Consider the following 25,088-nt stretch of genomic DNA (forward strand, 5'->3'; position numbering starts at 1 on the left):
CATGGGACGAATCAACACGCAGACTAACAGGCCCAAAACACCTCTTTATTCCTGGCCGTTACGCAGATCACATCGGGCGGCGGCGCAGCCAGAAGAGCCCGATCAGGGGAAGGACGAGCGGGATGAACAGGTATCCGCGTCCATAGGCCGACCACACGGTGTCGTGCGGGAACGCCGCCGGGTCGAGCAGGCTGGCCGTACCCACGACCAGGACGCCCACGAGCTCGATCAGCAGCGACACCAGCGCCAGGCGACGCGCGCCCCGCCACAACGCCACCGTGAGCAGGACGTAGACCGCCGCCGCGAACGCCGACAGCGAGTACGCCAGCGGCGCCTCGGAGAAGCGCCCGATGATCTGAACCGCCGCCCGCGCACCCGCGGCCAGCGCGAACAACCCGTAGACGGCGATCAGCACCCGCCCCGGACCGGTGCCGAGCGGCGCGCTCACTGCCCCTGCCAGATCTGCTGCAGCCGCGCGGTCATCACCGCGATCGCGAACCCGGCGACGGCCAGGATCCCCGAGCCCCACCGGCTGCGCTCGGCCAGCGCCAGGAACACCCCGGCGGGCGGGATCAGCGCGGCGCCGCCGAGGTAGCCGTAGAGGGTGCCTTTGGAGACGTGCTCCCCCTCGCCGCCGGCGACCGCGGCGATCACGAACCCGGCCTGCACCAGCACGGCCACTTCGAGCAGGCAGAACCCGACGAGCAGGACCATGCCCATGGCCCGGTTGCGGATCGCGCTGATCAGGCTCGCCAGCATGAGCAGGACCGAGAGGGCGATGACGACGGTCGCGACGATGGTGTTCATCGCGCAAAAGGCTACCGCCGCACCCCGCCGCCCCCGGCGACAGGCCGCATAGGATCGAGCGCGTGGAGAGGATCCTGGTCAGCGCGTGCCTCATGGGCAGGAAGGTGCGCTACGACGGCGGCGCCAAGACCAGCGCCGACGCGCACCTGGCCGCCTGGCTCGAAGAGGGCCGCCTGGTCGTCTTCTGCCCGGAGGTCGAGGGCGGGCTGCCCACGCCGCGTCCGGCCGCCGAGATCGAGGGCGGCGCCGGCGGCGAGGCGGTGCTGGCGGGCGCCGCGCGCGTGCTGACCGCCGAGGGCGGCGACGTGACCGCGCAGTTCCTCGCGGGCGCGCAGGCCGCGCTCGCCTTCGCCCAGCACTTCGGGGTACGGCTGGCCGTCCTCAAGGAGGGCAGCCCGTCCTGCGGATCGCTGTCCATCTACGACGGCACCTTCCACGGCCGGCGCACCCCGGGCCACGGCGTCACGGCCGCCCTGTTCGCGCTGCACGACATCAGGGTGTTCTCCGAGGAGCACATCCCCGAGGCCGCCGACTACCTGCGCGCTCTGGAGACGTAGAGCGCGCCGCCCAGGCCCAGGACCAGGACGAGTGCCATGACCCGGTGGTACCAGGTGGTCAGCGGGGTGCCGCCGCCGGGACCGAGCGCCATGGCCAGCACGCCCAGCAGCACCCCGCCCAGCGCGGTGGAGTAGGCGTACACCAGCCAGTCCCATCGTCGGTGTCTGATCGCGCCGTAGCCGCCGATCAGCAGGCCCGTGCCGCAGATGGTCTCCACCACCACGGCGGGCACGATCCTCGGCTCGAACCAGACCCCGCTGTGCAGAGCCGCGAAGCCGTAGAAAACGGCCGCGAGTACCACGGCCAACACACCCAGCGCCTTCCCCATGACTCCAACGCTGCCACTCGGGCCCGGGGAGCGAATCATCCCTCGGATGACGCCGGTGCTACATCAGGAGCCGTAGACAGCATCCGCCGGACCACCGCGATCACCGCGTCGATGGTCACCCGCGCCTCCTCCTCCGACTCGCAGGCCGCCACCTCCCGCCCCGACTCGCCCATCACGGTCGTCAGCAGCACGACCAGCATGTGGCTCTGCCGGTTGTCGGCGAGGCCGAGCAGCTTCTTGTTGCCGCCGATCCAGTCCCAGCCGCGCTGCCTGCGCAGCGTCGTGAACTCCGCCGGTCCGTCGCTCTCCAGGAACAGCCGGGCCACGTCACGCTGCTCCCACGAGCCCTCCAGGTAGGCGCGCGCCCCGGCGAGGAACCGTTCCGTGGTGCCGCCGACCGCCTTGGCGGCCTTGGCGGTGCGTTCCTCCTGGTTGCGCATGAACTGCTCCCACAGCGCCAGGAACAGCCCCGGCTTGCCGCCGAAGTGATGGTACAGGCTGCCCACGCTGATCCCGGAGTCCTCGACGATGTCGGCCACGGTGGCCTCGCCGTACCCCTTGGCCATGAAGACCTTCCTGGCCGTGCCCAGCAGCGCCTCCCGGGTGCCGCTCGATCGGCTCCACTGCCTGCTCATCAGTACTCCCAGGTGTCGGTACGCCGCTCCGCCCCGATGCAGAACACCGCCGAGCCATGCTCGGCCTGCACGAGGTCTACCCGGATCCAGCCGTCGTTCTTGCTCACCTTGGCGGTGTATCCGCTGTTGGGCGTCGCCGAGACGAGGCGGCACCCGGCCGCGCCGATCGTGAAGGCCACCTCGCCGCCCTTCACCGTGACCACCCTGACGTCCCCGCGTGGCTTGGGCGTCTTCTTCACGGTACGGCGGGGCGTGGGCGTCGGCGTGGGCTCCGGAGTGCTGGTGGCCGAAGGCGCCGGGCTGTCCCCCGGCCGGAGCGCGTCGTCGCCGTCGGCGAGCGTGTTCGCCGCCATCGGCTGGACCCGCACGTCCGGCACGAACTCCTCGCGTAACACGCCCCGCACACCGAACCACGAGACCGATATGGCCACAGCGGTCGCACCGCACCACGTGGCAACATATCGAAGGGTTCGCCGCATGGGTTGCATTATGTACGGTTAGGCGCCATGGCGACGGTACTCGTAGTCGAAGACGATGACTTCGTCCGGTCGGCGATGATCCGCGAGCTCGACCGGCGCAACCATGCCGTGCGCAGTGCAGGATGCGCGCTCGACGCGCTCAGGGAGATCTCCCAGCGGCCGCCGGACGCCGTCATCCTGGACCTCGGGCTGCCCGACCTCGACGGCTCCGAGGCGCTGCGGATGGTGCGCGGCATCTCCGACGTGCCCGTGATCGTGGCCACCGCGCGCGACGACGAGGCGGAGATCGTCAGGCTGCTGGAGGCCGGCGCCGACGACTACCTGGTCAAGCCGTTCTCCGGCGACCATCTGGGCGCCCGGCTGGACGCCGTGCTGCGCCGGGCCAGGTCGGCGCCGCCGCCGCAGGTGCTGCGCGTCGGCGGGCTGGTCATCGACGTCAACCGGCGTGAAGCGGCGCTGGACGGCCTCCCGCTGTCGCTGACCCGCCGCGAGTTCGACCTGCTCGCCTACCTGGCCGCCCGCGCCGACCGGGTGGTGGGCCGCAAGGAACTGCTGACCGAGGTGTGGCAGCAGTCCTACGGCGACGACCAGACGATCGACGTGCACCTGTCCTGGTTGCGGCGCAAGCTCGGCGAGAGCGCCTCCAAGCCCCGGTACCTGCACACCGTCCGCGGCGTGGGCGTGATGCTCTCCGCCCCGCGATGAGGCGGACGCTGGCCGTCCTCATGGTGGCCGTCACCTCGATGGTGGCGCTCGCCTTCCTCGTGCCGCTCGCCATGATCGTCAAGGAGACGGCGCAGAGCCGGGCGGTCGCCGACGCGGAACGGCAGGCCTCCTCGCTCGTACCGGTGCTGGCGCTGACCACCAGGACCGGCGACCTCGACCTGGCCATGGCCCGCACCGCGGCCGGCCGCCGCGGCCACCTGGCCATCCACGTCAGCGGAGCGCCCGCCTCCGGCAGCACCCGCGCGCCGGCCGCCGAGGTCGCCAAGGCCGCCTCGCAGACCAAGGCCGGCACGATCGCGCTGCCCTCCGGCTACGTGCTGCTGCGCCCGGTCGCCCTCGACGGCACCAGGAGCGCGGTCATCGAGGTGTTCGTGCCCGCCGCCGACCTCAACCGGGGCGTCTTCTCCTCCTGGGCGGTGCTGACCGGGGTGGCCGTGGTGCTGGTGCTGGGCTCGGTGCTGGTCGGCGACCGGCTGGGCGCCCGCGTCGTACGCGCGGCGCGGCGGCTGGGCGGCGCGGCCACCGCGCTCGGCGAGGGCGACCTGGCCGAGCGCATCCACCCCGACGGGCCGCCGGAGCTGGTGGCCGCGGCCACGGCGTTCAACTCGATGGCCAACCGGGTCGCCCAGTTGCTCGCGGCCGAGCGGGAGATGGCCGCCGACCTGTCCCACCGCCTGCGTACCCCGCTGGCCGGCCTGCGCCTCAGCCTCGACCATCTCGGACCGCAGGCCGAGGCGAGCAAGCAGGCGCTGACCCGGCTGGAGGGCGAGGTGGACGCGATCATCGCGGCGGCGCGCCGGCCGCGGCGCACGGCCACGTTCTGCGACGCGGCCGAGATCCTGCGGGAGCGGCTGACGTTCTGGTCGGCGCTGGCGGAGGACCAGCAGCGGCCGTGGCAGCTCATCGGCGCCACGCTGCCGGTCCGCGTCCCGGTGCCCGCGGCCGAGCTCGGCGCGGTCGTGGACGCCCTGCTGGGCAACGTCTTCCGGCACACCGGTGAGGGCACCGCGTTCAGCGTGACCCTGCATGAGGGCAAGGACACGGTCGGCATCCTCATCGCCGACGCGGGACCAGGCATCAGGGACCCGGAGACCGCGATCGAGCGCGGCGCGAGCGGCGCCGGTTCGACCGGGCTGGGCCTGGACATCGCCCGCCGCCTGGCCGAATCGACCGGCGGCACGCTGCGCCTGGACCGCTCGTCGCTGGGCGGCGCGCAGATTCAGGTATGGCTCAGAACTCGCGCCTTGAAAAAGCCCCTAAGCCGACCTTAACGACGACATAAGTGAGAAATTCGGCCTCTTGCGTGGTCCATGGTGGGCTGCATGCAGATCAACCGCACGGCGATCGCCGCCACCTCCCTGGCCGCCCCCACCCTGCTCGTGCTCTCCCTCTTGCCCGGTACGGCCGGCGCGCACGGCACCATGAACAACCCGCCCAGCAGGGCCATGGTCTGCTACGCGGAGGGCCCAGAGAGCCCCAAGACCGACGCCTGCAAGAAAGCCGTCCAGATCGGCGGCACGCAGCCGCTCTACGACTGGAACGAGGTCAACCTCGCCGCCGCCGCGGGCCGCCACCGCGAGCTCATCCCCGACGGCAAGCTGTGCAGCGCGGGCCGCGACAAGTACCGCGGCTTCGACCAGGCCCGCGCCGACTGGCCGGCGACCTCGATGACCGGCGGCGCCAGGCACTCGTTCAAGTTCCGCGCCACGGCGCCCCACCGGGGCAGCTTCGAGCTGTACCTGACCAAGGACGGCTACAACCCCGCCCAGCCGCTGAAGTGGAGCGACCTGGAGGCGAAGCCGTTCCACACGCAGAAGGACCCGGCGCTGTCCGGCGGCGCGTACGTCATGGACGCCCAGCTCCCGGCGAAGAAGGGCCGTCACCTGATCTACGCCGTCTGGCAGCGCAGCGACAGCCCCGAGGCGTTCTACTCCTGCTCCGACGTCGTCTTCGGCGGCGGCAACGACAACCCCGCGCCCACCCCGAGCGGCACCCCCACCGCCACGCCGAAGCCCACCCCGACCCCGACGCCCACCCCCGGCGGCGGTATCTTCCTGTCGGCCGTCGACGCCGGTGTCGGCGTCTCCCCCGCCACGGTCAAGGTGGGCGCCCAGGTGACGGTGACGGCGGTCTGCGGCGGATCCGGCGTCAGGGCCGTCGCGTCCAACGCGTTCACCCCTGTCCGCGCCAACGCCACCGCGCCCACGACCGCCTGGGCTCCGGTCCTCAAGGCGGCAAGGACGGGCGCCTTTCCGGTGATCGCCTATTGCAAGAACGGCGACACCGCCCGCACGAAACTCACCGTCACCCCGTAAACACGAACCGCCCCGCCGGCTGCCCTGTTTCGACCAATTCAACGGGGCGGCCGGAATCTTTTTCGGGAAATTTGGCTTTTCCGCAACTTCTTGAGGGACTCGGGAGTCGTATTAAGTGGGGCGCGTTAGTGAACGAGGGGAATTGGACTGGCACACAGGCTGCCGCACTGTGGGTGCAATGTCCTGACTGACGCGTTAATTGGGGGCCCCTTCATCACGACGGGGAAAGGATGGGCCATGCCTGTCGACCTGAACAACGCACAACCTCTGGCCTGGGATTCGGCCTCGCTCAACGCCGACACCAAGGCGATGCTCGACAACCTGCAGCCGAACATCCTGCGGGCGCACGTGCGCGAGTACCTGACCGTGTTGTTCGTGCGCTTCAACGACGTGGCAGAAGGCAAGCGATTCCTGCGCCACGTCGCCACCGCCCACATGAAGTCCGCGCGCAAGCACCTTGAGGAAATCCGGGCCTTCAGCCGTGAGCGGCGGCCGGGCAGCGCGTACGTGGGGGTCGGGATCAGCAAGGCGGGCTACCGCGACCTCGGGCACTCCGTCGAGGACGTACGCCGGTTCGGCGACAAGGTCTTCCGCGACGGCATGAAGCGGCGGATCGCCCTGGTCGACGACCCGCCCGTGGAGCAGTGGGAGAAGACCTACCAGCGGGAGATCCACGCCGTCATCCTGATCGGGGACGCCAGGCCGGAGCCGGTCGAGCGGCTGCGCGAGGAGATCCTCGGCGAACTGCCGCAGAGCGCCCGGCTGCTCGGCGAGGAGACCGGCCAGGGCATGCGCAACCCGGCCGGTGACGGGATCGAGCACTTCGGGTACGTGGACGGCCGCAGCCAGCCGCTGTTCCTGAAGGACGAGATCGACCAGGAGCCGAAGGAGCACTGGAACCCGGCGTTCCCGCTCAGCAACATCCTGGTGGCCGACCCGTTCGCGCCGAACCCGGCCCGGCACTTCGGCAGCTACTTCGTCTTCAGGAAGCTGGAGCAGAACGTCCGCGCGTTCAAGGAGATCGAGCGGGACCTGGCCGACGGCCTGGCCCTCACCGGTGCCGACCGGCCGCGGGCCGGCGCGATGCTCGTGGGCCGCTTCAAGGACGGGACGCCGGTGACCAGCAAGCCCAAGGCCACCGGCGGCCCGGTGGCGAACGACTTCACCTTCGACGCCGACGACGGCTCCAAGTGCCCGTTCAGCGGGCACATCCGCAAGACGAACCCGCGCTCGTTCGGCCGCAACGTGCTGATGGCGCGCCGCGGCCAGACGTACGGCGAGCGCGCCGACCAGCCCTGGGACGAGGCGCCGCCGGAGACCAGGCCCAGCGGTGACGTGGGCCTGCTGTTCATGGCGTTCAACTCCAGCCTGCTGGAGCAGTTCGAGTTCACGCAGCAGTCGTGGGCCAACAACCCGGACTTCCAGAACCCGGGCACCGGTCACGACCCGGTGATCGGACAGGGCGGCCGGGACATCAAGGTCACCTTCCCGAAGGTGTGGGGACGGCCGGAGCAGTCCTTGCCGCAGCCGCAGGTCGCCCAGACGGTGACGATGCGCGGCGGCGAGTACTTCTTCATGCCGTCGCTGGCGTTCCTGCGCGGTCTGTAGTCCAGCCTCCGCAGCCTTCCCGGGCCTCCCGGGAAGGCTGTGAGCTGGGGGTTTAAGATCATCTCGGGGGGATCCGGGATGATGCGCGCGTTTCTGAAGACCGAGGCGGGAAGCACCGTCGTACTGCTGGCGGCCACGCTGGCGGCACTGCTGTGGGCCAACTCCCCCTGGGGCGACAGCTACGAGACGTTCTGGCACACCCAGGCCGGGTTCGCCTTCGGGGCCACCGAGTTCTCGCTCGACCTGCGGCACTGGGTCAACGACGGGCTCATGACGATCTTCTTCTTCGTCATCGGCCTGGAGATCTCCTACGAGGTACGGCTCGGCCAGCTGCGCGACCGGCGCCTGGTCGCCGTCCCCGCGGTCGCCGCCCTGGGCGGGATGATCGTCCCCGCCGCCGTCTACCTGGCCTTCAACGCCGGCGGCCCGGCCGCGGGCGCGTGGGGCGTGCCGATCGCCACCGACACCGCGTTCGTGCTGGGCCTGCTCGCCGTGGTCGGCGCCCGGTGCCCGGACCCGCTGCGGGCGTTCCTGCTGACGCTGGCCATCGTGGACGACGTCCTGGCCATGATGATCATCGCGATCTTCTACACGGCCTCCCTGTCGGTGCCGGCGCTGATCGCCGCCGCGCTCCTGCTGGCCGCGATCGTGACGCTCCGGTGGCTGAAGATCTGGCGGGCGCCGGCGTACATCCTGCTGGGGTTCGCGCTGTGGGTGGCGACGCTGGAGAGCGGCGTGCACCCGACGCTGGTCGGGATCGCGCTCGGGGTTCTGGTGTTCGTGTACGCGCCGAGCGACCACAAGCTGCTGCGCGCGGGCGAGGCGGTGCAGCAGTTCACCAGCGAGCCGTCGGCCGGCGCGGCCCGCGAGGCGGCCAGGTCGGTGCAGCGGGCGGTGTCGGTGAACGAACGGCTCCAGCTGCGGCTGCACCCGTGGAGCAGCTATGTGATCGTGCCGGTGTTCGCGCTGGCCAACGCCGGTGTCCGGCTGGACGGGGAGACGCTGCGGCAGGCGCTCACCTCGCCGGTGACCCTCGGCATCGCGCTGGGCCTGGTGCTCGGCAAGTTCGTCGGCATCTCGATCGGCACGTGGATCCCGCTGCGCTTCAACTGGGGCGTGCTGCCGGGCAACCTCGTGTGGGGCCAGGTGCTGGGCGGCGCGGCGGTGTCGGGGATCGGGTTCACGGTGGCGCTGTTCATCGTGGACCTGGCTTTCGAGGACGCGGCGCTCGCCGCCCAGGCCAAGATCGGCATCCTGGCGGGCTCGCTGCTGTCGGCGCTGGCAGGCTGGATCGCGTTCAAGCTCGCCTGGGACCGGGGCGGCGTGTGCGCACCGCCCGACGCGGAGCCGGAGGAGGAGCTTCCGGTGCTGCTGGCCGTACCGGTGGGGCCGGGTGACCACGTGCGGGGGCCCGCGGACGCGACGGTCACGATCGTGGAGTACGGCGACTTCGAATGCCCCTTCTGCGGGCGGATGCACGGGGTGCTGCAGGAGCTGATGGAGCGGGACCCGGACGTGCGGCTGGTGTTCCGGCACTTCCCGCTGCGGAACATGCACCCCCGCGCGGTCGCGGCGGCCCTGGTCGCGGAGTCGGCGGCCGACGAGGGCCGGTTCTGGGAGATGCACGACATCCTGTACGCCAACCAGCGGTTCCTTACCGACGAGGACCTCGGGCACTATGCCGCCGAGCTGGGTGTGGAGCCGTGGAAGGACGTGCCGCGGCACTCGCGGCGGCTCGCCGGAGACGAGCGGTCGGGGCGGGACGGCGGGGTGCGGGGCACGCCCACGCTGTTCTTCAACGGGGTCCGCCACCAAGGTGCGCTGGACGCGGAGTCGATCTTTCGCGCGGTGGAGGAAGCCCGAAAATCCCCATAAGGTCGAGAAGATCTCCTTACCGATAGATATGGGGCATGGAATTGAGCATGATCAACCTCTTGATCCATATCGTGATGTTCATCGCCTTCGGCGCGGGGGCGGTCATCACGGGACTGGCCAGGCGACGGCATGGCAAGGGCGCGTTGCTGGGCATGTTCGGCTGCATCGTGCTGATGATCGACGTGCTGCCGACGGTCGCCACGTCCGTCTTCGCCCCGTCGATCGCCCGGGACCTCGGCTTCTCCACGGCGTCCACGATCTTCGGGCTTCTCGGGCTGGTGAACATGGCGCTGACGCTGGTGGGCTTCGGCCTACTGGTGGCGGGCGTGGTCGCCCACCGCGGGCCCCGTCCGGAACCGCAGGCGCCCGCGTGGAACCAGCCCTCCCCCTACCCCCAGCCCGGGTACGGCCAGCAGGGCTACGGCCGGCCCGGCACCCAGCAACCCGGCTTCCCCCAGCCCGGCCCGGCCCCTCAGCCCGGCTTCCCCCAGCCCGGCCCCACCCCGCAACCGGGCGCCCCCGAGGCTCCGCACCCCGGTGCGGTCCCGCAGCCCGGTGCCCAGCAGCCTGGCGGTCCTCAGTACGGTGATCCGGCCTACGGTGGCCCCTCCTACGGTGGCCCGTCGTATGGTGGCGCTCCGCAGCCCGGTGGCGCGCCTGCCCCGCAGCCGGAGGCCGCGCCCGGCGAGCAGCCTCCCCCTCCGCCCTCCGGCGCTCAGCCGTGGTCCGACCCCGGCCGGCAGGGCTAGCCGCACAGCTACTCCGCCCAGCCCGGGTGATCGTCCCCCCTGGGCCGGGCGGGCCACCCCGCACAGATGTGACAATGTCTGGAAATCATCGGTGCGATTTCCGGGGGAATCATGACTCCACCGCAGCAGGGACCGCAGTATCCCGATCCCGAGGAGACGGTACGCCATCGCTGGCCCCACGCCGGCCAGCAGCCCCCGGACCAGTCAGACCCGCACAACCAGGGACCACCAGGACCACCGCCGCCCCCGCAACAGATCTGGCCCCCGCAACAGCCCGGCCCGAACCCGGCGTGGCCCCCGCAGTACTCCGGCCCCCAGCAACCGCCCCCGAACGGCCCGCACCACCAACCCGGCCCAAACCACCCGCAGACCGGCCCGCAACAGCCCCCGCGCCAACCGCCTGGCCGGCATCAGACCTGGCCACCCCAGCAACAGCCCGGCATACCGCCACACGCCCCGGGACAGCCACCCCACCAGCCAGGCCCGCACCACCCCCAGACCGGCCCGCAGCAGCCGCCCGGCCACCACCAGACCTGGCCGCCGCAAGGGGTTCCGCCCCAGCAGTCCGCCCCGCAGACCTGGCCGCCACAGGGAATGCCACAGCAGGGGATGCCCCAGCAGGCTCGGCACCAGGGTCAGGACGGGCTCGGCGAGGGCACGGTGCGCCTGCCGTACACGCCGGACATGCTCCCCGACGTCGAGCAGTACGAGGCCGCGACCCCGAAGTCGGGCTGGTGGTGGGTGATCGTGGTGGGCGGTCTGCTGCTGCTGGTGGCCGTGGTGGCGGTCGGCGTCATCTTCTGGGTCAGGAGCACCGGCCTCTAGTCCGCCCGGGTCAGCTCCATGATCCAGTTGGTCTCCCAGGTCTTCTCCCCGTCCACCGAGAACGCCTGCTCCCACCGCGCCTCGTCCCCGCTGATCCGGGTCCAGATGAAGCGGGCGCGCACCGGCGTGCCCTGGTGCTGGTCGTCGCCGTAGAACTCGCCCCGGTCCCCCTGCCAGGTGCCGCTCATGGGCGGGTCGAAGCGGCCGGTACGGGTGCTGGCCCAGTGGATGGTCCAGCGCTGCTCGTCCACGTCGAACAGCCGGACGGTCAGCCCGCTGAACCCCTTCGTGGGAAACTCCACCTCGTCGAAGTGCGCGCCACCGGCGAAGTGGCTGCTCGCGACCGACCGGCCGGGGAACTCCTCCCACTCGTCGCTGCCCGCCAGCCATTTGGCGAGCCGCTTGTTGTGGATGTTCCAGGCGCCGGTGAAGAACTCGAATCCGTTCATGGCCTGGACGCTAAGACCGGCTCACTGACATCTATTGTCAGTGGCATGCGCGCTTCCCGCCTGGTGTCGATCCTCCTGCTGCTGCAGACGCGCGGCCGCATGACCGCGCGGGAGCTGGCCGAGCGCCTGGAGGTCTCGGTGCGCACGATCTATCGCGACGTGGAGTCCCTCCACACCGCCGGAGTCCCCCTGTACGGCGACGCCGGAACCAACGGCGGCTACCAACTGCTCGACGGCTACCGCACCCGGCTGACCGGCCTGACCAGCGACGAGGCCGAGTCGCTTTTCCTCGCCGGGCTGCCGGGTCCGGCCGCCGAGCTGGGGCTGGGGGCGGTGGTCACGGCGGCCCAGCTCAAGCTCATGGCGGCGCTGCCGGTCGAGCTGCGCGACCGGGCCGGGCGGGTCCGCGAGCGCTTCCACCTCGACGCGCCCGCCTGGTACCGGGAGCGCGACCCGCTGCCGTTCCTGCCCGCCGTGGCCGACGCGGTGTGGCGCGATCGGGTGCTCGACGTGCGGTACAAGAGCTGGAAGGGCGAGGTGACCAGGCGGCTGGAGCCGTACGGGCTGGTCGTGAAGGCGGGCCGCTGGTATCTGGTCGCCCGCAGCGGCGAGCAGGTGCGCACCTACCGGGTGTGGCAGATCCTCGACCTGGTCGTCCGTGAGGAGGCGTTCAGCCGCCCGGACGGTTTCGACCTGGCCGCGCACTGGCAGGAGTATCTGACCGAGTTCCAGGCCCGCCTGCGCCAGGGCGAGGCCGTGGCCCGGCTGACGCCGCGCGGCATGGACCGGTTGCGGGAGATGATGACGCCGGGCGTGGTGGGCGCGGCGGAGGCGACCGCACGGCTGCTGCCCGACGGCAGGACCGAGGTGACGCTGCCGATCGAGTCGGTGGAGCACGCGCTGGGCGAGTTCCTGCGCCTGGGCGCCGACGTCGAGGTCCGCACCCCGGCGGAGCTCCGCGAACGCGTCATCGCGACCCTGGATGACCTGACCGCCCGCTATCGCGAGACTTAACTGGGGGTATGGGGTGTTATAGCCCTTGAGGAGCCGTCCATGGACCTCCGCGACCACCTGCTCGTCCAGCTCTCCACCCGGGACGTGTACGACGCCCTGATCCTCGGCGACCGGCCGCACTCGGGGCTGGTCTTCACCGGGCAGGCGGCGCACGAGGCGGTGCGGATGGTGCGCAGGCGCGGCTACACGGCTCCGGTCCTCGCCGACCGCCGCCGCTACGCGGGCTCAGGACGGGTCAGGGGTACGGCGGGCCTGTCGGCGCACTGGATCGCCGACCAGGTCGAGGCCCGGGTGACGGTTCCGCTGACCGACTCCGGCTACGTCGGCCGAGGCGACACCGAGGCGCTGCACACCATCCTGGACCAGGCGAGCCAGTGGGGCGAGGTCGTGGCGGTCCTGCCGGTCCACGCCGACTGGCTGGGCCCCGGCCTGCCCGCCCTCACCACCGCCATCGCCACCTACGGCCTGCCCGTCGCCCTGGTCGTGGAGGACGCCGCCCCTCCACCCGCGCGGACCCCGGGGTTACCGTTGCTGTCGGCGGGCGTCGCGGCATTGGGGGCGCTGGCCCATGGCGCGCCCTGGGCGGCGGTGGGGGTTCGCGAGGTGCTGCGGCATCTGTACCCCGAGCCGCATCAGGCCCGCGGCGGCTGGCGGAAGGGCGGGGCCAGGAGCGCGCTGGTGCCGGAGCTGCTGGAGTTCGTGCCGGTGGAGCGGCTGCCCGAGGGCGTGTGCGGCTGCTCGGTCTGTCACGGCCGTCCGTTGCGGCACCTGGCCGAGGCCGGGGAGCTGGAGGTCAACACCCACAACGTCACCGTGCTGCACCGGCTGCACGCCCGCATGCTCCGCTCTACCCACCGGGAACGCTGGTGGGCCGAGCTTCAGCCTGCCAGCAGTGCGTCCACCGTTCCGCGCCCAGCACCGTACGGCCGGGCACCTCGCTCGCACACACCGGCAGCGCCACCGGGCAGCGCGGATGGAAGCGGCACCCGTCCGGCGGTGCGATGAGGCTCGGCGGCTCCCCGCGCGCGGCGAGCTTCGGGACGGGCGCCGAATGGCGGGCGGGATCGGGGGCGGAGTCGAGGAGGAGCTGGGTGTAGGGGTGCCGGGGCGACTGGGTCAGGACTTCGCTGGGGCCGCTCTCGATCAGCCGGCCCGCGTACATGACGGTGATGTCCTCGGCGAAGTACCGGGCGCCGGCGATGTCGTGCGTGATGTACAGCAGGGCCAGCCCGCTGTCGGCCGCCAGCGTCTCCAGCAGCCGCAGCACCCCGAGCCTGATCGACACGTCCAGCATCGACACCGGCTCGTCGGCGATCAGCGCCATCGGCCGCACGGCCAGCGCGCGGGCGATGGCGACACGCTGGCGCTGGCCGCCGGACAGCTCGTGCGGCAGCTTGTCCATGAACTGCTCGACCGGCGTCAGGCTGACCCGTTCCAGCAGCTCGGCGACGAGCTCCTTCTCGTGCGCCGCCGAGCGCGCGTGGCCGTGCAGGCGCAGCGGCCTGGCCAGGTGGTAGCGGACCCGGTGGAAGGGATTGAGGGAGGCGAAGGGGTCCTGGAAGATGAGCTGCACCTGCCGCCGGTACGCGCGGAAGCCGGTCACCTTCCGCCCGTGCAGCAGCACCTCGCCCGACGTGGGCGGGTACACCTGGGCCAGCAGGCGGGCCACGGTGCTCTTGCCGCAGCCGCTCTCGCCGACGAGCGCGGTCGCCGTACCGGATCGCAGGGTGAGGGAGACGTCGTCCACGGCGTGCACGGTGCCGCGGCCGCGGGCGGCCTTGAAGTGCTTGGTGAGGTTGCGCCCTTCGAGCACGATCTCGCTCATCGGACCCCCTTTCCCTCGTTGAGCAGGCAGGAGACCCCGTCGCGCAGGGACGGGGTGATCTCCCGGCAGTCCGGCAGGGCGTGGCGGCAGCGCGGGTGGAAGGCGCAACCGGGCGGCAGCGCGCGCAGGTCGGGCGGGGTGCCGGGGATGCCGAGCAGTTCCTCGCGCGGACCGTGCAAGCGGGGGAAGGAGCGCAGCAGGCCCAGCGTGTACGGGTGGCGGGGCGCGTCGTGCAGGGCGCGGGCGGAGCCGGTCTCGACGACCCGGCCGGCGTACATGATGGCGATCCGGTCGGAGATCTCCATGAGCAGCGACAGGTCGTGGGTGATGAAGACGACGGCGAAGCCGTACTCCTCGCGCAGGGCGCTGATCTCGTGGAGGATGTCGCGCTGCACCACCACGTCGAGGGCGGTGGTCGGCTCGTCCATGATGATGATCTCGGGGTTGAGCGCGAGCGCGATGGCGATCGCGGCGCGCTGGCGCATGCCGCCGGACAGCTCGTGCGGGTAGCCGCGACGCCGGTCGGCGCTGATCCCGACGCGCTGGAGCAGCTCAACCGACCGTTCTCCGCGCATCTTCCTGGTCATGGTGGGCCGGTGGATGCGGAGCACGTCCTCGATCTGCGCGCCCACGGTACTGACCGGGTTGAGCGCGTTCATGGCCGACTGGAAGACGACGGCCAGCTCCGCCCAGCGGAAGGCGCGCAGTTCCTCGCCGCGCAGGCCCAGGACGTCCACGGCACCGCCGTCGGCGCGGTGGTAGGTCACCGTGCCGCCGGTGATCGTCGCGGGCGGGCGCAGCAGGCGGCCGATCGCGTGGGCGAGCGTGGACTTGCCGCTGCCGCTCTCCCCCGCCAGCCCGAGGATCTCGCCCCGCCGCAGGTCGATTGAGACGCCGTCGACGGCGTGCACGGCGCCGCTGTTCGACTGGTAGTCGACGCCCAGGTCGCGGATCTCCAGGACGTTCATGCGCGCGCCTTCCGAACCTTGATCGTACGCAGCCGGGGGTTGGCTATCTCGTCCAGGCCGAAGTTGACCAGCGCGAGCCCGGTCCCGATGAGCGCGATGCAGAGCCCTGGCGGCACGAACCACCACCACGCCCCGATGAGCAGCGCCTGCCCGTTCTGCGCGAAGTAGAGCATGCTGCCCCAGCTCACCGTGGACAGGTCCGCCAGGCCGAGGAACGACAGCCCGGCCTCGGCCAGGATCGCGCCCACGACCGTCGCCAGGAAGCTCGTGGCGATCACCGGCAGCAGCACCGGCAGGATCTCGAAGAAGATGACCCGGATCGGGCCCTCGCCGCCTGCCCGCGCCGCCTCGACGAAGTCGCGCCGCCGTACCGACAGGGTCTGGGCGCGCAGGACCCGCGCGCCCCAGGCCCATCCGGTCACGGCGATGACCACCGCGACCGAGGTGACCCCGCGCTGGGGCAGGTACCCGGCGAGCACGATGATCAGGGGCAGCGCCGGGAGCACGAGGAAGATGTTGGTCAGCACTGACAGCACCTCGTCGACGGCTCCGCCGAAGTAGCCGCCGACCAGGCCCACGGCGATCGCGACGGCGGTAGCGATGACCGCCGAGAGCAAGCCGACGCCGAGCGAGACGCGGGAGCCGTACACGATCTGCGTGAGGATGTCCTGACCGGTCTGGGTCGTCCCGAGCCAGTGCGCGGACGAAGGTCCCTGCAGGCCCGCGTCGCTGGTCGCGGCCGGGTCGGCCGAGATCAGCAGCGGCCCCGCGAGCGCCATCAGCGCGAAGAAGACGAGGATGCCGGCGCCTATGCGGATCTTCATTGGCGCGTCCTTGGATCGAGGAGGACATAGGCCAGGTCGGCCAGGAGGTTCGCGACCAGGACGGCCAGCGAGATCACGAGGAAGATGCCCTGCATGAGCGGGAAGTCCTCGTTCTCGACGCCCTTCAGGAGCATGGAGCCGATGCCCGGATAGGAGAAGACGATCTCCGTCAGGACCGATCCGCCCACCACGAAGCCGAGCGAGAGGGCGAAGCTGGTGATGTTGGGCAGGATCGCGTTGCGGGCGGCGTAGGCCCACATGACGCGGCGGCTGGTCAGGCCCTTGGCCTCGGCCATCACGACGTAGTCCTCGCCGAGCGTGGTGACCATGACGTTGCGCATGCCGAGGATGCGGTCGGCCATCGAGGCGACGACGATCGTGACCGCCGGCAGCGTCGCGTGGTAGGCCACGCTGGCCAGGAAGTCGCCGGTGAAGCCGGGCGTCACCTCCAGCCCGTAGGCGCGCGAGCCCGGGAACCACTGCAGCGTCGAGCCGAAGACGAAGACCAGCACGAGCGCGACCCAGAAGTACGGCACCGCGTGCAGGAAGGTCGCGGCGGGCAGCACCCCGTCCAGCCAGGTGCCGCGCTTCCACGCCATGAGCACGCCGAGCGAGGTGCCGACGACGTAGCTGATCAGCGTGGCCACGCCGACCAGGCCGATGGTCCAGGGCAGGCTGTCGGCGATGACGGTGGAGACCTCGGTGGGGAAGAACGTGATCGAGCGCCCGAGCTCCCCGCGGAAGAGGTTGCCCAGGTAGTCCACGTACTGCGTCCAGAGTCCCGCGTCGCTGATCCCGAACGCCTTCTTCATCGCCTCGACGGCGGCCGGGTCCACGTTGCCCTTGAGCCTGGCCACCAGCAGGTCGACCGGGTCCCCCGGCATCAGCCGGGGGATCAGGAAGTTGAGCGTGACGGCGGCCCAGGCCGTGAGCAGGTAGAACCCGAGCCGCCTGGCCAGGAACCTCACGTGCCCGCTGGCCTCAGGTTGAGCAGCACCACGGCGGCGTCGGGCGAGGTGTACGGCGAGGGCATCGCGTACGGGTCCTGCTCGGAGGGCCAGCCGACGTACTTGCTGGTGCGGAACTGCGCCCAGGCCGGGCTGTAGAACAGCGGCAGCACCGGCTGCTTCTCCACCATGATCGTGCCGAGCCCCTGCGCCGCCTTCTGCTGGGCGGCCAGGTCGTCGGTGGCGGCGTAGTCGTGGATGAGCTTGTCGCTCGCCGCGTCCTTCCAGCGCTGGTAGTTGCCGGTGGCGGCGGTGCCGACGGGCTTGGCCAGCTCGCTGAACAACAGCGAGCGCATCTGGAAGTACGGCGAGGCCCCGGCCGGCGTGGCCCGGATCGACAGGTCGTAGCTGCCCTTGCCCACCTTGGAGACCCAGTCCTGGAAGGCGACGCCGCGGGTCTCGACGGTGATGCCGACCTTGGCCAGGTCCTCGCGGATGAGCTGGGCGGCGTTGACCCAGTCGGTGAACGGCGAGGGCACCAGCAGCTGGAACTTCAGCTGGGCCGGGTCGACGCCCTTGAGCAGTTCCTTGGCCTTCGCGATGTCGACCTTGTAGGCGGCGTCCTTGTAGGCGGGCGGCAGGAACGCCTCGCCGCCGGGGATGGGGATGCCGGTGGGGTGGGCGACCTTGGTGTAGCCGCGCTCGGCCACCTTGACGATCTTGTCGCGGTCGATGGCCAGGCTGATGGCCTGCCGTACCTCGGGCTTGGACAGGACGGGGTGGGTCAGGTTCGGCAGGAGGGCGACCACGCCCTCGGGCGGGAAGTAGTACTTGTTGGTCTCGGGCTTGCCCTGGACGTAGATCTTGTCGATGTCGGGGACGAACGCGCCGGCCCAGTCGATCTCGCCCTGCTGCAGCCCGGTCTGGACGGCGTTGGCGGTGTAGGCGGGGAACCTGACCGTGGGGACGACGGGCTTGCCGGGCTGCCAGTAGCCCGGATTCTTCGTCATCTCGTAGAGCTGGGCGGAGAACTTGGCCAGCTTGTACGGCCCGGTGCCCACCGGCTTGGGGTTGGTGAAGGTGACCGCGTTCTCCTTCTCGAACAGGTGCTTCGGCACGATCGCCGTGCTGCCCGAGATGTTGAAGAGCTTGGCGTAGGAGGTCGACGTGAAGTCGAGCTGAACCTTGTCCGGGGCGAGCGCCTTGGCGCCGGCCAGCTCCACGGCGCTCTTGTTGAGCTCCGGGTGCTTGATCATCGTCTCGAAGGTGAAGACCACGTCGTCGGCGGTGAACGGCTTGCCGTCGGTCCACTTCACGCCCTGGCGGAGGGTGAAGGTGAGCGTCTTGCCGTCATTGGTCCACGCGTGGCTCAGCGCCAGCCACGGCTTGGTCTCGCCCGGTTTGAGCTTGTTGAAGTACTCGAGCGTCTCGTAGATCATCCCGGTGGTGCCGAAGTTGACGCCCTCCAGGTGGAACGGGTTGAAGTTCTCCTGGAAGGTGCCCGAGTCGATCGCGTGCACGACCAGCGGCGGCGCCGCCGCGCCCGGCCCCTTCTGCCCTCCCCCGCCCGAGCAACCGGCGAGCACCAGAGCGACGGCGATGATCGTTAAACGTTTCATCAGAAGGTTCCTCTCACCCGCAGATCACGGGATCCCACCGGGGCGGCGAACGCCTGCGCGCGGCGGAATCCGGCAGGCGCGCCCCGCACGATCGTGAGCGCCCGGTAGTAGTCGACGTAGGGGAAGCCGTAGGTCTCCCCGCGGGCGTAGGCGTAGCCGGTGATCGCCCGCGACCAGATCTCGTAGGCCTCCTCGGCGATCTCGACGAACACGTCGGGGCGGAAGCCCTCGGCGTCCTCCCAGTTGTCGGCGTAGTAGAGCTGGGCGGCCCAGTGCGCGGGCAGGTCGCGCTCCAGCGTCTTCAGCCCGCCGTAGAAGCGGGCGTCCTCGACCACGCGGTGGGTGCGGGCGTGGTCCTTGTGGATCGAGGCGCTCCAGTGGGTGAGGAGCACGTCCGGTTTCAGCTCCCTGATCAGGTCGCCGACGCGCGTCTTGACGTCCTCGTCCTCGGGGAGCAGCCCGTCCTCGTAGTCGAGGAACCTGGCCCGCGCGCCGATCGCGGCCGCGAACGCCTCCGCCTCCTCGCGCTTCTGCGCGGCGTAGTCGGCCACGGACATCCGGGGGTGACCGCGCTCGCCGAGCGTGAGGTGCAGGAGCGTCGCCTCGTGCCCCTCAAGGACATGCTGCGCGAGTACGGCTCCCGCCGTCAGATCCATGTCGCCGGCATGCGCGCCGATGGCCAGGATGTTCACGCGCTCCACCTCATGACGTGGAAACGCCTGGTCACCTCGTAGCCCGCCTTGGTGTAGAGCACGCCGGCCGGGCTGGCCTCGCCGGTCCACAGGAACCACGAGGAGTGCAGGCCCTCGGCGCGCTTGGCGGTCATCGTGAGGTGGAGCAGGATCTTGCCGAGGCCGGTGCCGCGTTCGCCCGGGTCGACGCCGAAGGGGCCGAAGCGCTCGGGGATGCCGCGGTAGGCCGCGTAGAGCGCGAAGCCCACGATCTTTTCCCGTTTTTTCGCGATAATCATACGTTCGACGGATTTATGGTGGCGGATCGCCTCGCCCCAGTCGGGGTTGAAGACGTCGGCCGCGAAGCGGATCAGCTCGGGCAGTTCGCCGGCGGTGGGGTGGCGGAAGCCGTACCCCTCGCTCTCGCGCTTCTCGCGCAGGGCGTGCACCTCGGGCGGGGTCGCGTAGCCGACGAGCGTGCGGTCCATCGCGACCGGCGAGTACAGCGTGGTGAAGCCCATCGCGCCGAGCAGCGTGAACGCCCGCGGGTAGAGCTCGGCGTCGACGCCGGGCAGGACGTAGTTGGGGGTGTAGGAGGCGAAGTCGACGCGGGTGCGCCCCTGATCGCGCAGGAACGCCAGCGCCTCGCCGAGCAACCGCCGGCCGAGCCCGGAGCCCCGGTGACCCGGGGCCACGAAGAAGAACGGGATCCACCCGGTCTCCGGCTCCAGGTCGGTGCCTGGCGCGAGGGGCGTCTGGCGGCGTACCGCGTAGGCGCAGCCCACCACCCGGCCGTCCGCGACGGCGACACGCAGCCCGTCGGGGTCGAAGTTGGGGTCGAGCAGGACGCAGTCGCGAAACCACGTCGCGGTCGTCGGGTCGGCGGGCAGGCTCTGGTTCCAGCAGTCGATCAGTGAGGGCTCATCCCCCGCGACGAACGCGCGGACTGTGACCGTCATGAACAAGAGCTTTCCGACTGGTAAGCGCTCTGGTCAATAAGTTCGGGAAGAAATTTTCTCTGTGCCCGAACCTCTAGAAACTTTCCTTCGCCTCCGGTAAGTATGGAACGTTGCCCGACTGATTAGGCATGACAACCGACACACGCGGCGCCGAGCCGTCTAGCGTCAGGTGTATGGACCCAGACGAACCTGACATCCTGGGAACCCCCGGCTACGACTTCCGCGCCCACCAACTCTGGCGCTGGACCGACTCCCCGTGCGACGCCGCGATCCGCGCCGCACTCGACACCGGCCTCACCTCCGCCCGGCTCAGCCTCGACGACTTCTACGTGCTCATCACCTTCGCCCGCCGCTGCACCCTCGCCGCGGCGAGAACCGCCGACCCCAGCCACGTGCGGTACGCCTACGCCGCCCTGGCCACCCTCGACCTGAAACGCGTCGACTGGCGCGACGGAACCTGGGCCGCCAACCTCGTCACCTGGGCCGCCCAGCGCCTCGGCCTGGACGCCCCCGCCCTGGCCGCGACGGCCGCCGAACACGCCAGCCCCGAGACCGGCGAGGTGCTGGTGCGCTCCACGACCCAGCACGTCGACATCAGCGCCGACTGGGGCTACCTGCCCTGGCAGACGCCCGGCGGCCTCGTCCTGCTCAGCACCGAGCACGAGCCGTACTCCCCCGACGCCGACCTGGCCGCGGTCGGCATCGCCATGGCCGTCGAACTGGAGAACGCCGGATACCTGGTCGGCGAGGTCACGGTCGGCAGCGACCTGCCCGCCGTCTGGGTGGACGACCGCGAGAAGCTCACCAAGAAGCTGGCCGGCTGCGCCTATCTGCGCGGGGAGCAGTCGGGCGTCGACGACGGCGTCCTCGTCTTCTTCGCCGAGGCGCGCGGCCCGTCACGGGCCAGGGCGATCGTGGCGGCCGCGGGCGCCTACGAGCACGCGCTCGCCTTCGCCGAAGGGAAGATCGCCACCATTCTCATCGCCCAGCCCGGCCACACCCTGCCGCTCATCCACTTCGAACCGGCGCTCAGAAGGGCTCTGGAGAGCGCGTGACCTCAGCCCCGGCCGACGAACGGCATCGTGGTCGCCATCACGGTCATGAACTGCACGTTCGCCGCCAGCGGCAGCCCCGCCATGTAGAGGACGGCGCTCACCACGTGCTCCACGTCCATGCGCGGCTCGGGCGCCGTCGTCCCGTCCGCCTGCAGCACGCCCTGCGCCATCCTCACCGTCATCTCGGTGGCGGCGTTGCCGATGTCGATCTGCGAGCACACGATGTCGTACGGCCGGCCGTCCAGCGACAACGCCTTCGTCAGCCCGGTGATCGCATGCTTGGTGGCGGTGTAGGGCGCGCTGAACGGCCGCGGCGCGTGGGCCGAGATCGACCCGTTGTTGATGATCCGCCCGCCCCGCGGATCCTGCCGCCGCATGATCCCGAACGCCTGCCTGGCACACAGGAAGGAGCCGGTGAGGTTGGTGTCCACCGCGGTACGCCACTGCTCGACGTCGAGCTCGTCCACGGGCACCGGAGGCGTACCCGTGCCGGCGTTGTTGAACAGCAGGTCGACCCGTCCGAACCGCTCCCGCACGGCCCCGAACAGCGCCGCCACCGACCCCTCGTCCCGCACGTCGGCGGGGACGACCAGCCACCCGCCCTCGTCCGGCGGGCCCGCGGTCTCCCGCAGCGTCTCCTCCCGCCGCCCCGCGGCCACCACCGCGTAGCCGGCCCCGCGCAGCCCCCTGGCGACGGCCCGCCCGATCCCGGACCCCGCCCCGGTGACGACGGCGACCTTGGATGCCTTGGTCATGCCCGGCAAACTACCATCATGACCTGGGACGAGTACCTCTACGAGACCCACACTCCCGAGCAGTTGCACGGGTGGGCGAACAGCCTGGCGTACTTCCACTTCTGCCGCGCCTACGGCGGCCACTCCAACGACGGCGACCGCCTGCTGGCCGCGCTGCGCACCGAAGACCCGGCCGGGATCCTGACCGTGCTGGGCCTGCCGGTCAAGCGCATCCCGCCCGGCACCCCGCAGGCAGTGCCGGGCCAGGGCTACACCGTCCAGGAGTACGCCCTGTTCCCCAGCCCGATCCCCGGCCACCCCGACCTGGACCAGCCCGGCTGGGTCACCCTGGCCGGCCACCCGGCCCACGTCTGGGCGACGGCCACCACCCTCACGATCAGCGTCCACGACGCCACCGACGTCTACACGGTCACCGAGTCCGCGGTGACCGCCGCCCGCGCCATGGAAGAGCTCCTCACCCCGCTCTCGGCCCACGTCATCGACCCACCCCAGAACGACCGCAACTGCATCTGCCTCCATCGTTCGACCGCGGGTGAAGTGTCGGGTTCCTAGGCTGCTTGTGTGACATTTGGGGAAATGCTGGCCGTGTTCGGCGCCGGCGCCGGGGCGGGGGCCATCAACACCGTCGTCGGCTCCGGGACACTGATCACGTTTCCGGTCCTGCTGGCCACCGGCCTGCCCCCGGTCACCGCCACGGTCTCCAACGCCCTCGGCCTGATCCCCGGCTCGATCAGCGGCGCCATCGGCTACCGCGAGGAACTGCGCGGCCAGCGGCGGCGCATCCTGCGGATGAGCGCGGGCGCGCTGGTGGGCGGAGTCACCGGGGCGGCGCTGCTGCTGGTGTTGCCGGCCGCCGCGTTCGAGACGATCGTGCCCGTGCTGGTGGGCCTCGCGCTCGTCCTGATCGTCCTACAGCCCTGGATCGCCAAGGCGGTACGGCGCCGCCGGGACCGAAGCGCCGACCCCGACGGCGGCCCGGTGCTGCTGACGGGACTGACGCTGGCCAGCGTGTACGGCGGCTATTTCGCCGCCGCCCAGGGGATCATCTACATGTCCCTGATGGGCATGCTCCTCGACGAGGACATGCAGCGGCTCAACGCCCTCAGGAACGTCCTGGTCGCCGTGGTCAACACCGTGGCCGCGCTCTTCTTCCTGCTCGCCGCCGACTTCGACTGGACCGCCGTGGGCCTGCTGGCAGTGGGTTCCGCGATCGGCGGCCGAGCGGGGTCGGCGCTGGGCCGCCGGCTCAGCCCCGCGGTGCTGCGGACCCTGGTCGTGGCCGTCGGCACCGTGGCACTGGTCCAGTTGCTGGCCCGCGCCTAGTACCTCTGCAGGAAGAGGGCCTCGGTGAGGGCCATGCGGGCGATCTCGTCCGGGTCCACGCTCTCGTTGGGCGCGTGCATGAGCGTGAGCGGCTCCTCGACGCCCATGAGGATGATCTCCGCGTCCGGGTAGGTGTCGCGGAAGACGTTGCACAGCGGGATGGATCCGCCCTGGCCGAGGCTGACCGACTCGACCCCGTAGGCGTCCTTCATCGCGCCGCGCAGCGCGGTGTAGGCGGGCCCGCCGGTCTCGGCCAGGAACGGCTGGCCGGAAGCCTCCCGCTCCACCGTCACGCGCACGCCCCACGGAGCGGCCGCCTCCAGGTGCGCGATCAGCGCGTCCTGGGCCCGCACCGGGTCCGTGCCGGGCGGCACCCGCAGGTTGAGCCGGGCCTTGGCGTGCGGCTGGATGGCCGAGGCCGAGCCGACGACGGGCGGGCAGTCGATGCCGAGCACGGTCAGCGCGGGCCGCGCCCACAGCATGTCCGAGACGGTCCCGTCGCCGAGCGGCGTCTCGCCGTTCAGCATGTGCGCGTCGGCGGCGAACTGCCCGGCGGGGTACGGCGCGCCACTCCACGTCTGCGTGTTGTCCAGGCCGTCGACGGTCGTGTTGCCCTGGGCGTCACGCAGGGACGAGAGCATGTGGATGAGCGCGGCCAGCGCGTCAGGGGCGGCGCCGCCGAACATGCCGGAGTGCATCTCGCTGCTGAGCGCCTCGACCGAGACGACCACGTTGGCCAGGCCGCGCAGGCTGACGGTGAGCGCGGGCCGGCCGACGGCGGCGCCGCCGGTGTCGCAGACCAGGATGGCGTCGGCGCGCAGCAGGTCGGCGTTCTTGGGGACGAAGTCCTCCAGCCCGCCGGTCCCCTGTTCCTCCGAGCCCTCGACGATGAGCTTCAGGCCGACCGGCACGTCGTCGCCGAGGGCGCGCAGCGCGGTCAGGTGCATGAGGATGTTGCCCTTGCAGTCGGCGGCGCCCCTGCCGTACCAGCGGCCGTCGCGCTCGGTCAGCTCCCAGACCGGGCTGTTCCAGGCGTCCTCGTCCAGGGGCGGCTGGACGTCGTAGTGGGCGTACAGCAGCACCGTCTTGGCGCCGGGCGGGCCGGGGCGCTCGCCGTACACGGCCTTGCTGCCGTCGGCGGTCTCGGCCAGGCGCAGGCCGCTGAAACCGACCTGGGCGAACGCGTCCAGCACCCACTGGGCGGCCTTCTCGCACTCCTCCGGCGGGAACTGCCGCGCGTCGGCCACCGACCGGAACGCCACCAGCTCGGCCAGATCCTTCTTCGCCCGCGGCATCAGCGCGGCGACGCGCTCACGCAACTCCATCGGATCACCCTTCGAGGTGGAGCCCGGCCAGCGCCTGGGCGAACTGTTGCTGCTTGTCCGGGCAGTACACCTTCACCGCCAGCCCGGCCCCCTCGATCAGGCGCTGCCCGGCGATGATCGGCCGCTGCCCCGGCCCGGCGGCGCCGCTGGTGAGCGCGGCGACCTTGGCGACCGTACCGGCGGGGTCGGCGCACAACTGACCGCCCTTGGTGCCCAGCGCCTTGGTCAGGACGTCGGGATCGACCGGGTTCAGCCCCGCCGCGACGAGCTCCTCGTTGAGCTGCTTGGCCTTGCTCTGCGCGGTGGCCGTGGCGTTGGCCGTGCGGGTGCCCCACATGATGGCCATGATGATCAGGACCACCACCACGAGCAGGCCGGTCGCGGTGTAGGTGATCCACCGGCTGCGCCGTTCCCCGTCGGTGACGCGCGCGTGTGCCCCCATGACGTTC

At 71.1% G+C, this 25,088-nt stretch carries 28 protein-coding genes; 12 read left to right on the forward strand and 16 right to left on the reverse strand.

Translation table 11 applies throughout. The features are described 5' to 3' along the window. Positions 1–67 precede the first annotated feature (67 nt). Positions 68–448: a hypothetical protein gene (locus ACIBHY_RS50990; protein WP_397310601.1), complete on the reverse strand. Its 381-nt coding sequence runs from the start codon at positions 446–448 to the stop codon at positions 68–70. Beyond that, the gene (locus tag ACIBHY_RS50995) at positions 445–807 is read right to left on the reverse strand and encodes a hypothetical protein (RefSeq protein ID WP_379619281.1); all 363 of its coding nucleotides are present in this window, start codon (positions 805–807) and stop codon (positions 445–447) included. Before ACIBHY_RS50995 ends, ACIBHY_RS50990 begins: the two co-directional genes overlap by 4 nt. Before the next feature lie 62 nt (positions 808–869). Between ACIBHY_RS50995 and ACIBHY_RS51000 the strand changes: the two genes are divergently transcribed. After that, a complete protein-coding gene (locus ACIBHY_RS51000) occupies positions 870–1,364 on the forward strand; it encodes a DUF523 domain-containing protein (protein ID WP_397310602.1) in 495 nt (164 codons plus the stop codon). On the opposite strand, the gene ACIBHY_RS51005 is transcribed toward ACIBHY_RS51000, so the two are convergent. Genes ACIBHY_RS51005 through ACIBHY_RS51015 form a run of 3 tightly spaced genes read right to left on the reverse strand, consistent with a single transcriptional unit; the run spans position 1,340 to position 2,732 of the window. After that, entirely contained in the window at positions 1,340–1,693 is a 354-nt protein-coding gene (locus ACIBHY_RS51005; RefSeq protein ID WP_397310603.1) for a hypothetical protein, read from the reverse strand. The genes ACIBHY_RS51000 and ACIBHY_RS51005 overlap by 25 nt on opposite strands. Before the next feature lie 35 nt (positions 1,694–1,728). Beyond that, positions 1,729–2,328, reverse strand: coding sequence for a TetR/AcrR family transcriptional regulator (locus tag ACIBHY_RS51010; protein WP_379619275.1), 600 nt, complete (start codon positions 2,326–2,328; stop codon positions 1,729–1,731). Further along, positions 2,328–2,732, reverse strand: coding sequence for a hypothetical protein (locus ACIBHY_RS51015; protein WP_397310604.1), 405 nt, complete (start codon positions 2,730–2,732; stop codon positions 2,328–2,330). The genes ACIBHY_RS51010 and ACIBHY_RS51015 overlap by 1 nt, the downstream gene beginning before the upstream one ends. Before the next feature lie 102 nt (positions 2,733–2,834). Here ACIBHY_RS51015 and ACIBHY_RS51020 point away from each other — a divergent pair, with 102 nt between their 5' ends. From ACIBHY_RS51020 to ACIBHY_RS51050, 7 genes are all read left to right on the forward strand, one after another. Next, positions 2,835–3,512, forward strand: coding sequence for a response regulator transcription factor (locus ACIBHY_RS51020; RefSeq protein WP_379619271.1), 678 nt, complete (start codon positions 2,835–2,837; stop codon positions 3,510–3,512). Further along, a complete protein-coding gene (locus ACIBHY_RS51025) occupies positions 3,509–4,804 on the forward strand; it encodes a sensor histidine kinase (RefSeq protein ID WP_397241600.1) in 1,296 nt (431 codons plus the stop codon). The genes ACIBHY_RS51020 and ACIBHY_RS51025 overlap by 4 nt, the downstream gene beginning before the upstream one ends. A 51-nt stretch (positions 4,805–4,855) precedes the next feature. Then, complete coding sequence (locus ACIBHY_RS51030) at positions 4,856–5,848, forward strand: lytic polysaccharide monooxygenase (RefSeq protein ID WP_397310605.1); 993 nt, start codon at positions 4,856–4,858, stop codon at positions 5,846–5,848. A 237-nt stretch (positions 5,849–6,085) separates the two neighbouring features. Then, a complete protein-coding gene (locus ACIBHY_RS51035) occupies positions 6,086–7,456 on the forward strand; it encodes a Dyp-type peroxidase (RefSeq protein WP_397310606.1) in 1,371 nt (456 codons plus the stop codon). 78 nt (positions 7,457–7,534) lie between these two features. Further along, a complete protein-coding gene (gene nhaA / locus ACIBHY_RS51040) occupies positions 7,535–9,331 on the forward strand; it encodes a Na+/H+ antiporter NhaA (RefSeq protein ID WP_397241594.1) in 1,797 nt (598 codons plus the stop codon). 47 nt (positions 9,332–9,378) lie between these two features. Further along, positions 9,379–10,080 (forward strand): hypothetical protein, encoded by a 702-nt coding sequence (locus ACIBHY_RS51045; protein ID WP_397310607.1) that lies wholly within the window; start codon positions 9,379–9,381, stop codon positions 10,078–10,080. Positions 10,081–10,689: 609 nt separating this feature from the next. Further along, positions 10,690–10,905 (forward strand): hypothetical protein, encoded by a 216-nt coding sequence (locus ACIBHY_RS51050; RefSeq protein WP_397241590.1) that lies wholly within the window; start codon positions 10,690–10,692, stop codon positions 10,903–10,905. On the opposite strand, the gene ACIBHY_RS51055 is transcribed toward ACIBHY_RS51050, so the two are convergent. After that, the gene (locus tag ACIBHY_RS51055) at positions 10,902–11,354 is read right to left on the reverse strand and encodes a hypothetical protein (protein ID WP_397241588.1); all 453 of its coding nucleotides are present in this window, start codon (positions 11,352–11,354) and stop codon (positions 10,902–10,904) included. The two genes, ACIBHY_RS51050 and ACIBHY_RS51055, sit on opposite strands and share 4 nt — an antisense overlap. A gap of 45 nt (positions 11,355–11,399) precedes the next feature. Between ACIBHY_RS51055 and ACIBHY_RS51060 the strand changes: the two genes are divergently transcribed. Further along, positions 11,400–12,368, forward strand: coding sequence for a helix-turn-helix transcriptional regulator (locus tag ACIBHY_RS51060; RefSeq protein WP_397241586.1), 969 nt, complete (start codon positions 11,400–11,402; stop codon positions 12,366–12,368). Positions 12,369–13,215: 847 nt separating this feature from the next. Here the strand turns inward: ACIBHY_RS51060 and ACIBHY_RS51065 are convergent. From ACIBHY_RS51065 to ACIBHY_RS51095, 7 genes are read right to left on the reverse strand one after another with little or no spacing between them, the layout of a single operon-like run. Beyond that, positions 13,216–14,193: an ABC transporter ATP-binding protein gene (locus tag ACIBHY_RS51065; protein WP_397241584.1), complete on the reverse strand. Its 978-nt coding sequence runs from the start codon at positions 14,191–14,193 to the stop codon at positions 13,216–13,218. Continuing rightward, complete coding sequence (locus tag ACIBHY_RS51070) at positions 14,190–15,161, reverse strand: ABC transporter ATP-binding protein (protein ID WP_397310608.1); 972 nt, start codon at positions 15,159–15,161, stop codon at positions 14,190–14,192. Before ACIBHY_RS51070 ends, ACIBHY_RS51065 begins: the two co-directional genes overlap by 4 nt. Beyond that, positions 15,158–15,985 (reverse strand): ABC transporter permease, encoded by an 828-nt coding sequence (locus ACIBHY_RS51075; RefSeq protein WP_397241580.1) that lies wholly within the window; start codon positions 15,983–15,985, stop codon positions 15,158–15,160. Before ACIBHY_RS51075 ends, ACIBHY_RS51070 begins: the two co-directional genes overlap by 4 nt. Next, a complete protein-coding gene (locus ACIBHY_RS51080) occupies positions 15,982–16,953 on the reverse strand; it encodes an ABC transporter permease (protein ID WP_379619245.1) in 972 nt (323 codons plus the stop codon). The genes ACIBHY_RS51075 and ACIBHY_RS51080 overlap by 4 nt, the downstream gene beginning before the upstream one ends. Continuing rightward, the gene (locus ACIBHY_RS51085; RefSeq protein ID WP_397310609.1) at positions 16,950–18,551 is read right to left on the reverse strand and encodes an ABC transporter substrate-binding protein; all 1,602 of its coding nucleotides are present in this window, start codon (positions 18,549–18,551) and stop codon (positions 16,950–16,952) included. Before ACIBHY_RS51085 ends, ACIBHY_RS51080 begins: the two co-directional genes overlap by 4 nt. Further along, positions 18,551–19,243 (reverse strand): PIG-L deacetylase family protein, encoded by a 693-nt coding sequence (locus ACIBHY_RS51090; protein WP_397241576.1) that lies wholly within the window; start codon positions 19,241–19,243, stop codon positions 18,551–18,553. Before ACIBHY_RS51090 ends, ACIBHY_RS51085 begins: the two co-directional genes overlap by 1 nt. Beyond that, positions 19,240–20,181, reverse strand: a complete 942-nt coding sequence (locus ACIBHY_RS51095; protein ID WP_397310610.1) for a GNAT family N-acetyltransferase — start codon at positions 20,179–20,181, stop codon at positions 19,240–19,242. The genes ACIBHY_RS51090 and ACIBHY_RS51095 overlap by 4 nt, the downstream gene beginning before the upstream one ends. 173 nt (positions 20,182–20,354) lie before the next feature. On the opposite strand from ACIBHY_RS51095, the gene ACIBHY_RS51100 reads away from it, so the two are divergent. Beyond that, the gene (locus ACIBHY_RS51100; RefSeq protein ID WP_397310611.1) at positions 20,355–21,236 is read left to right on the forward strand and encodes a hypothetical protein; all 882 of its coding nucleotides are present in this window, start codon (positions 20,355–20,357) and stop codon (positions 21,234–21,236) included. A gap of 2 nt (positions 21,237–21,238) precedes the next feature. Here ACIBHY_RS51100 and ACIBHY_RS51105 read toward each other — a convergent pair whose 3' ends face one another. Next, positions 21,239–21,991, reverse strand: a complete 753-nt coding sequence (locus ACIBHY_RS51105; RefSeq protein WP_397310612.1) for an SDR family oxidoreductase — start codon at positions 21,989–21,991, stop codon at positions 21,239–21,241. An 18-nt stretch (positions 21,992–22,009) separates the two neighbouring features. On the opposite strand from ACIBHY_RS51105, the gene ACIBHY_RS51110 reads away from it, so the two are divergent. Further along, complete coding sequence (locus ACIBHY_RS51110) at positions 22,010–22,543, forward strand: hypothetical protein (protein ID WP_397241569.1); 534 nt, start codon at positions 22,010–22,012, stop codon at positions 22,541–22,543. 9 nt (positions 22,544–22,552) lie between these two features. Continuing rightward, positions 22,553–23,314, forward strand: a complete 762-nt coding sequence (locus tag ACIBHY_RS51115) for a sulfite exporter TauE/SafE family protein (protein WP_397241567.1) — start codon at positions 22,553–22,555, stop codon at positions 23,312–23,314. Here ACIBHY_RS51115 and ACIBHY_RS51120 read toward each other — a convergent pair. Continuing rightward, a complete protein-coding gene (locus tag ACIBHY_RS51120; protein ID WP_397241565.1) occupies positions 23,311–24,639 on the reverse strand; it encodes a dipeptidase in 1,329 nt (442 codons plus the stop codon). The two genes, ACIBHY_RS51115 and ACIBHY_RS51120, sit on opposite strands and share 4 nt — an antisense overlap. A 4-nt stretch (positions 24,640–24,643) precedes the next feature. Beyond that, positions 24,644–25,081 (reverse strand): hypothetical protein, encoded by a 438-nt coding sequence (locus tag ACIBHY_RS51125; protein ID WP_397310613.1) that lies wholly within the window; start codon positions 25,079–25,081, stop codon positions 24,644–24,646. Between the last annotated feature and the right edge of the window lie 7 nt (positions 25,082–25,088).

It is taken from the genome of Nonomuraea sp. NPDC050547, from assembly GCF_044457345.1.
Lineage (GTDB): Bacteria > Actinomycetota > Actinomycetes > Streptosporangiales > Streptosporangiaceae > Nonomuraea.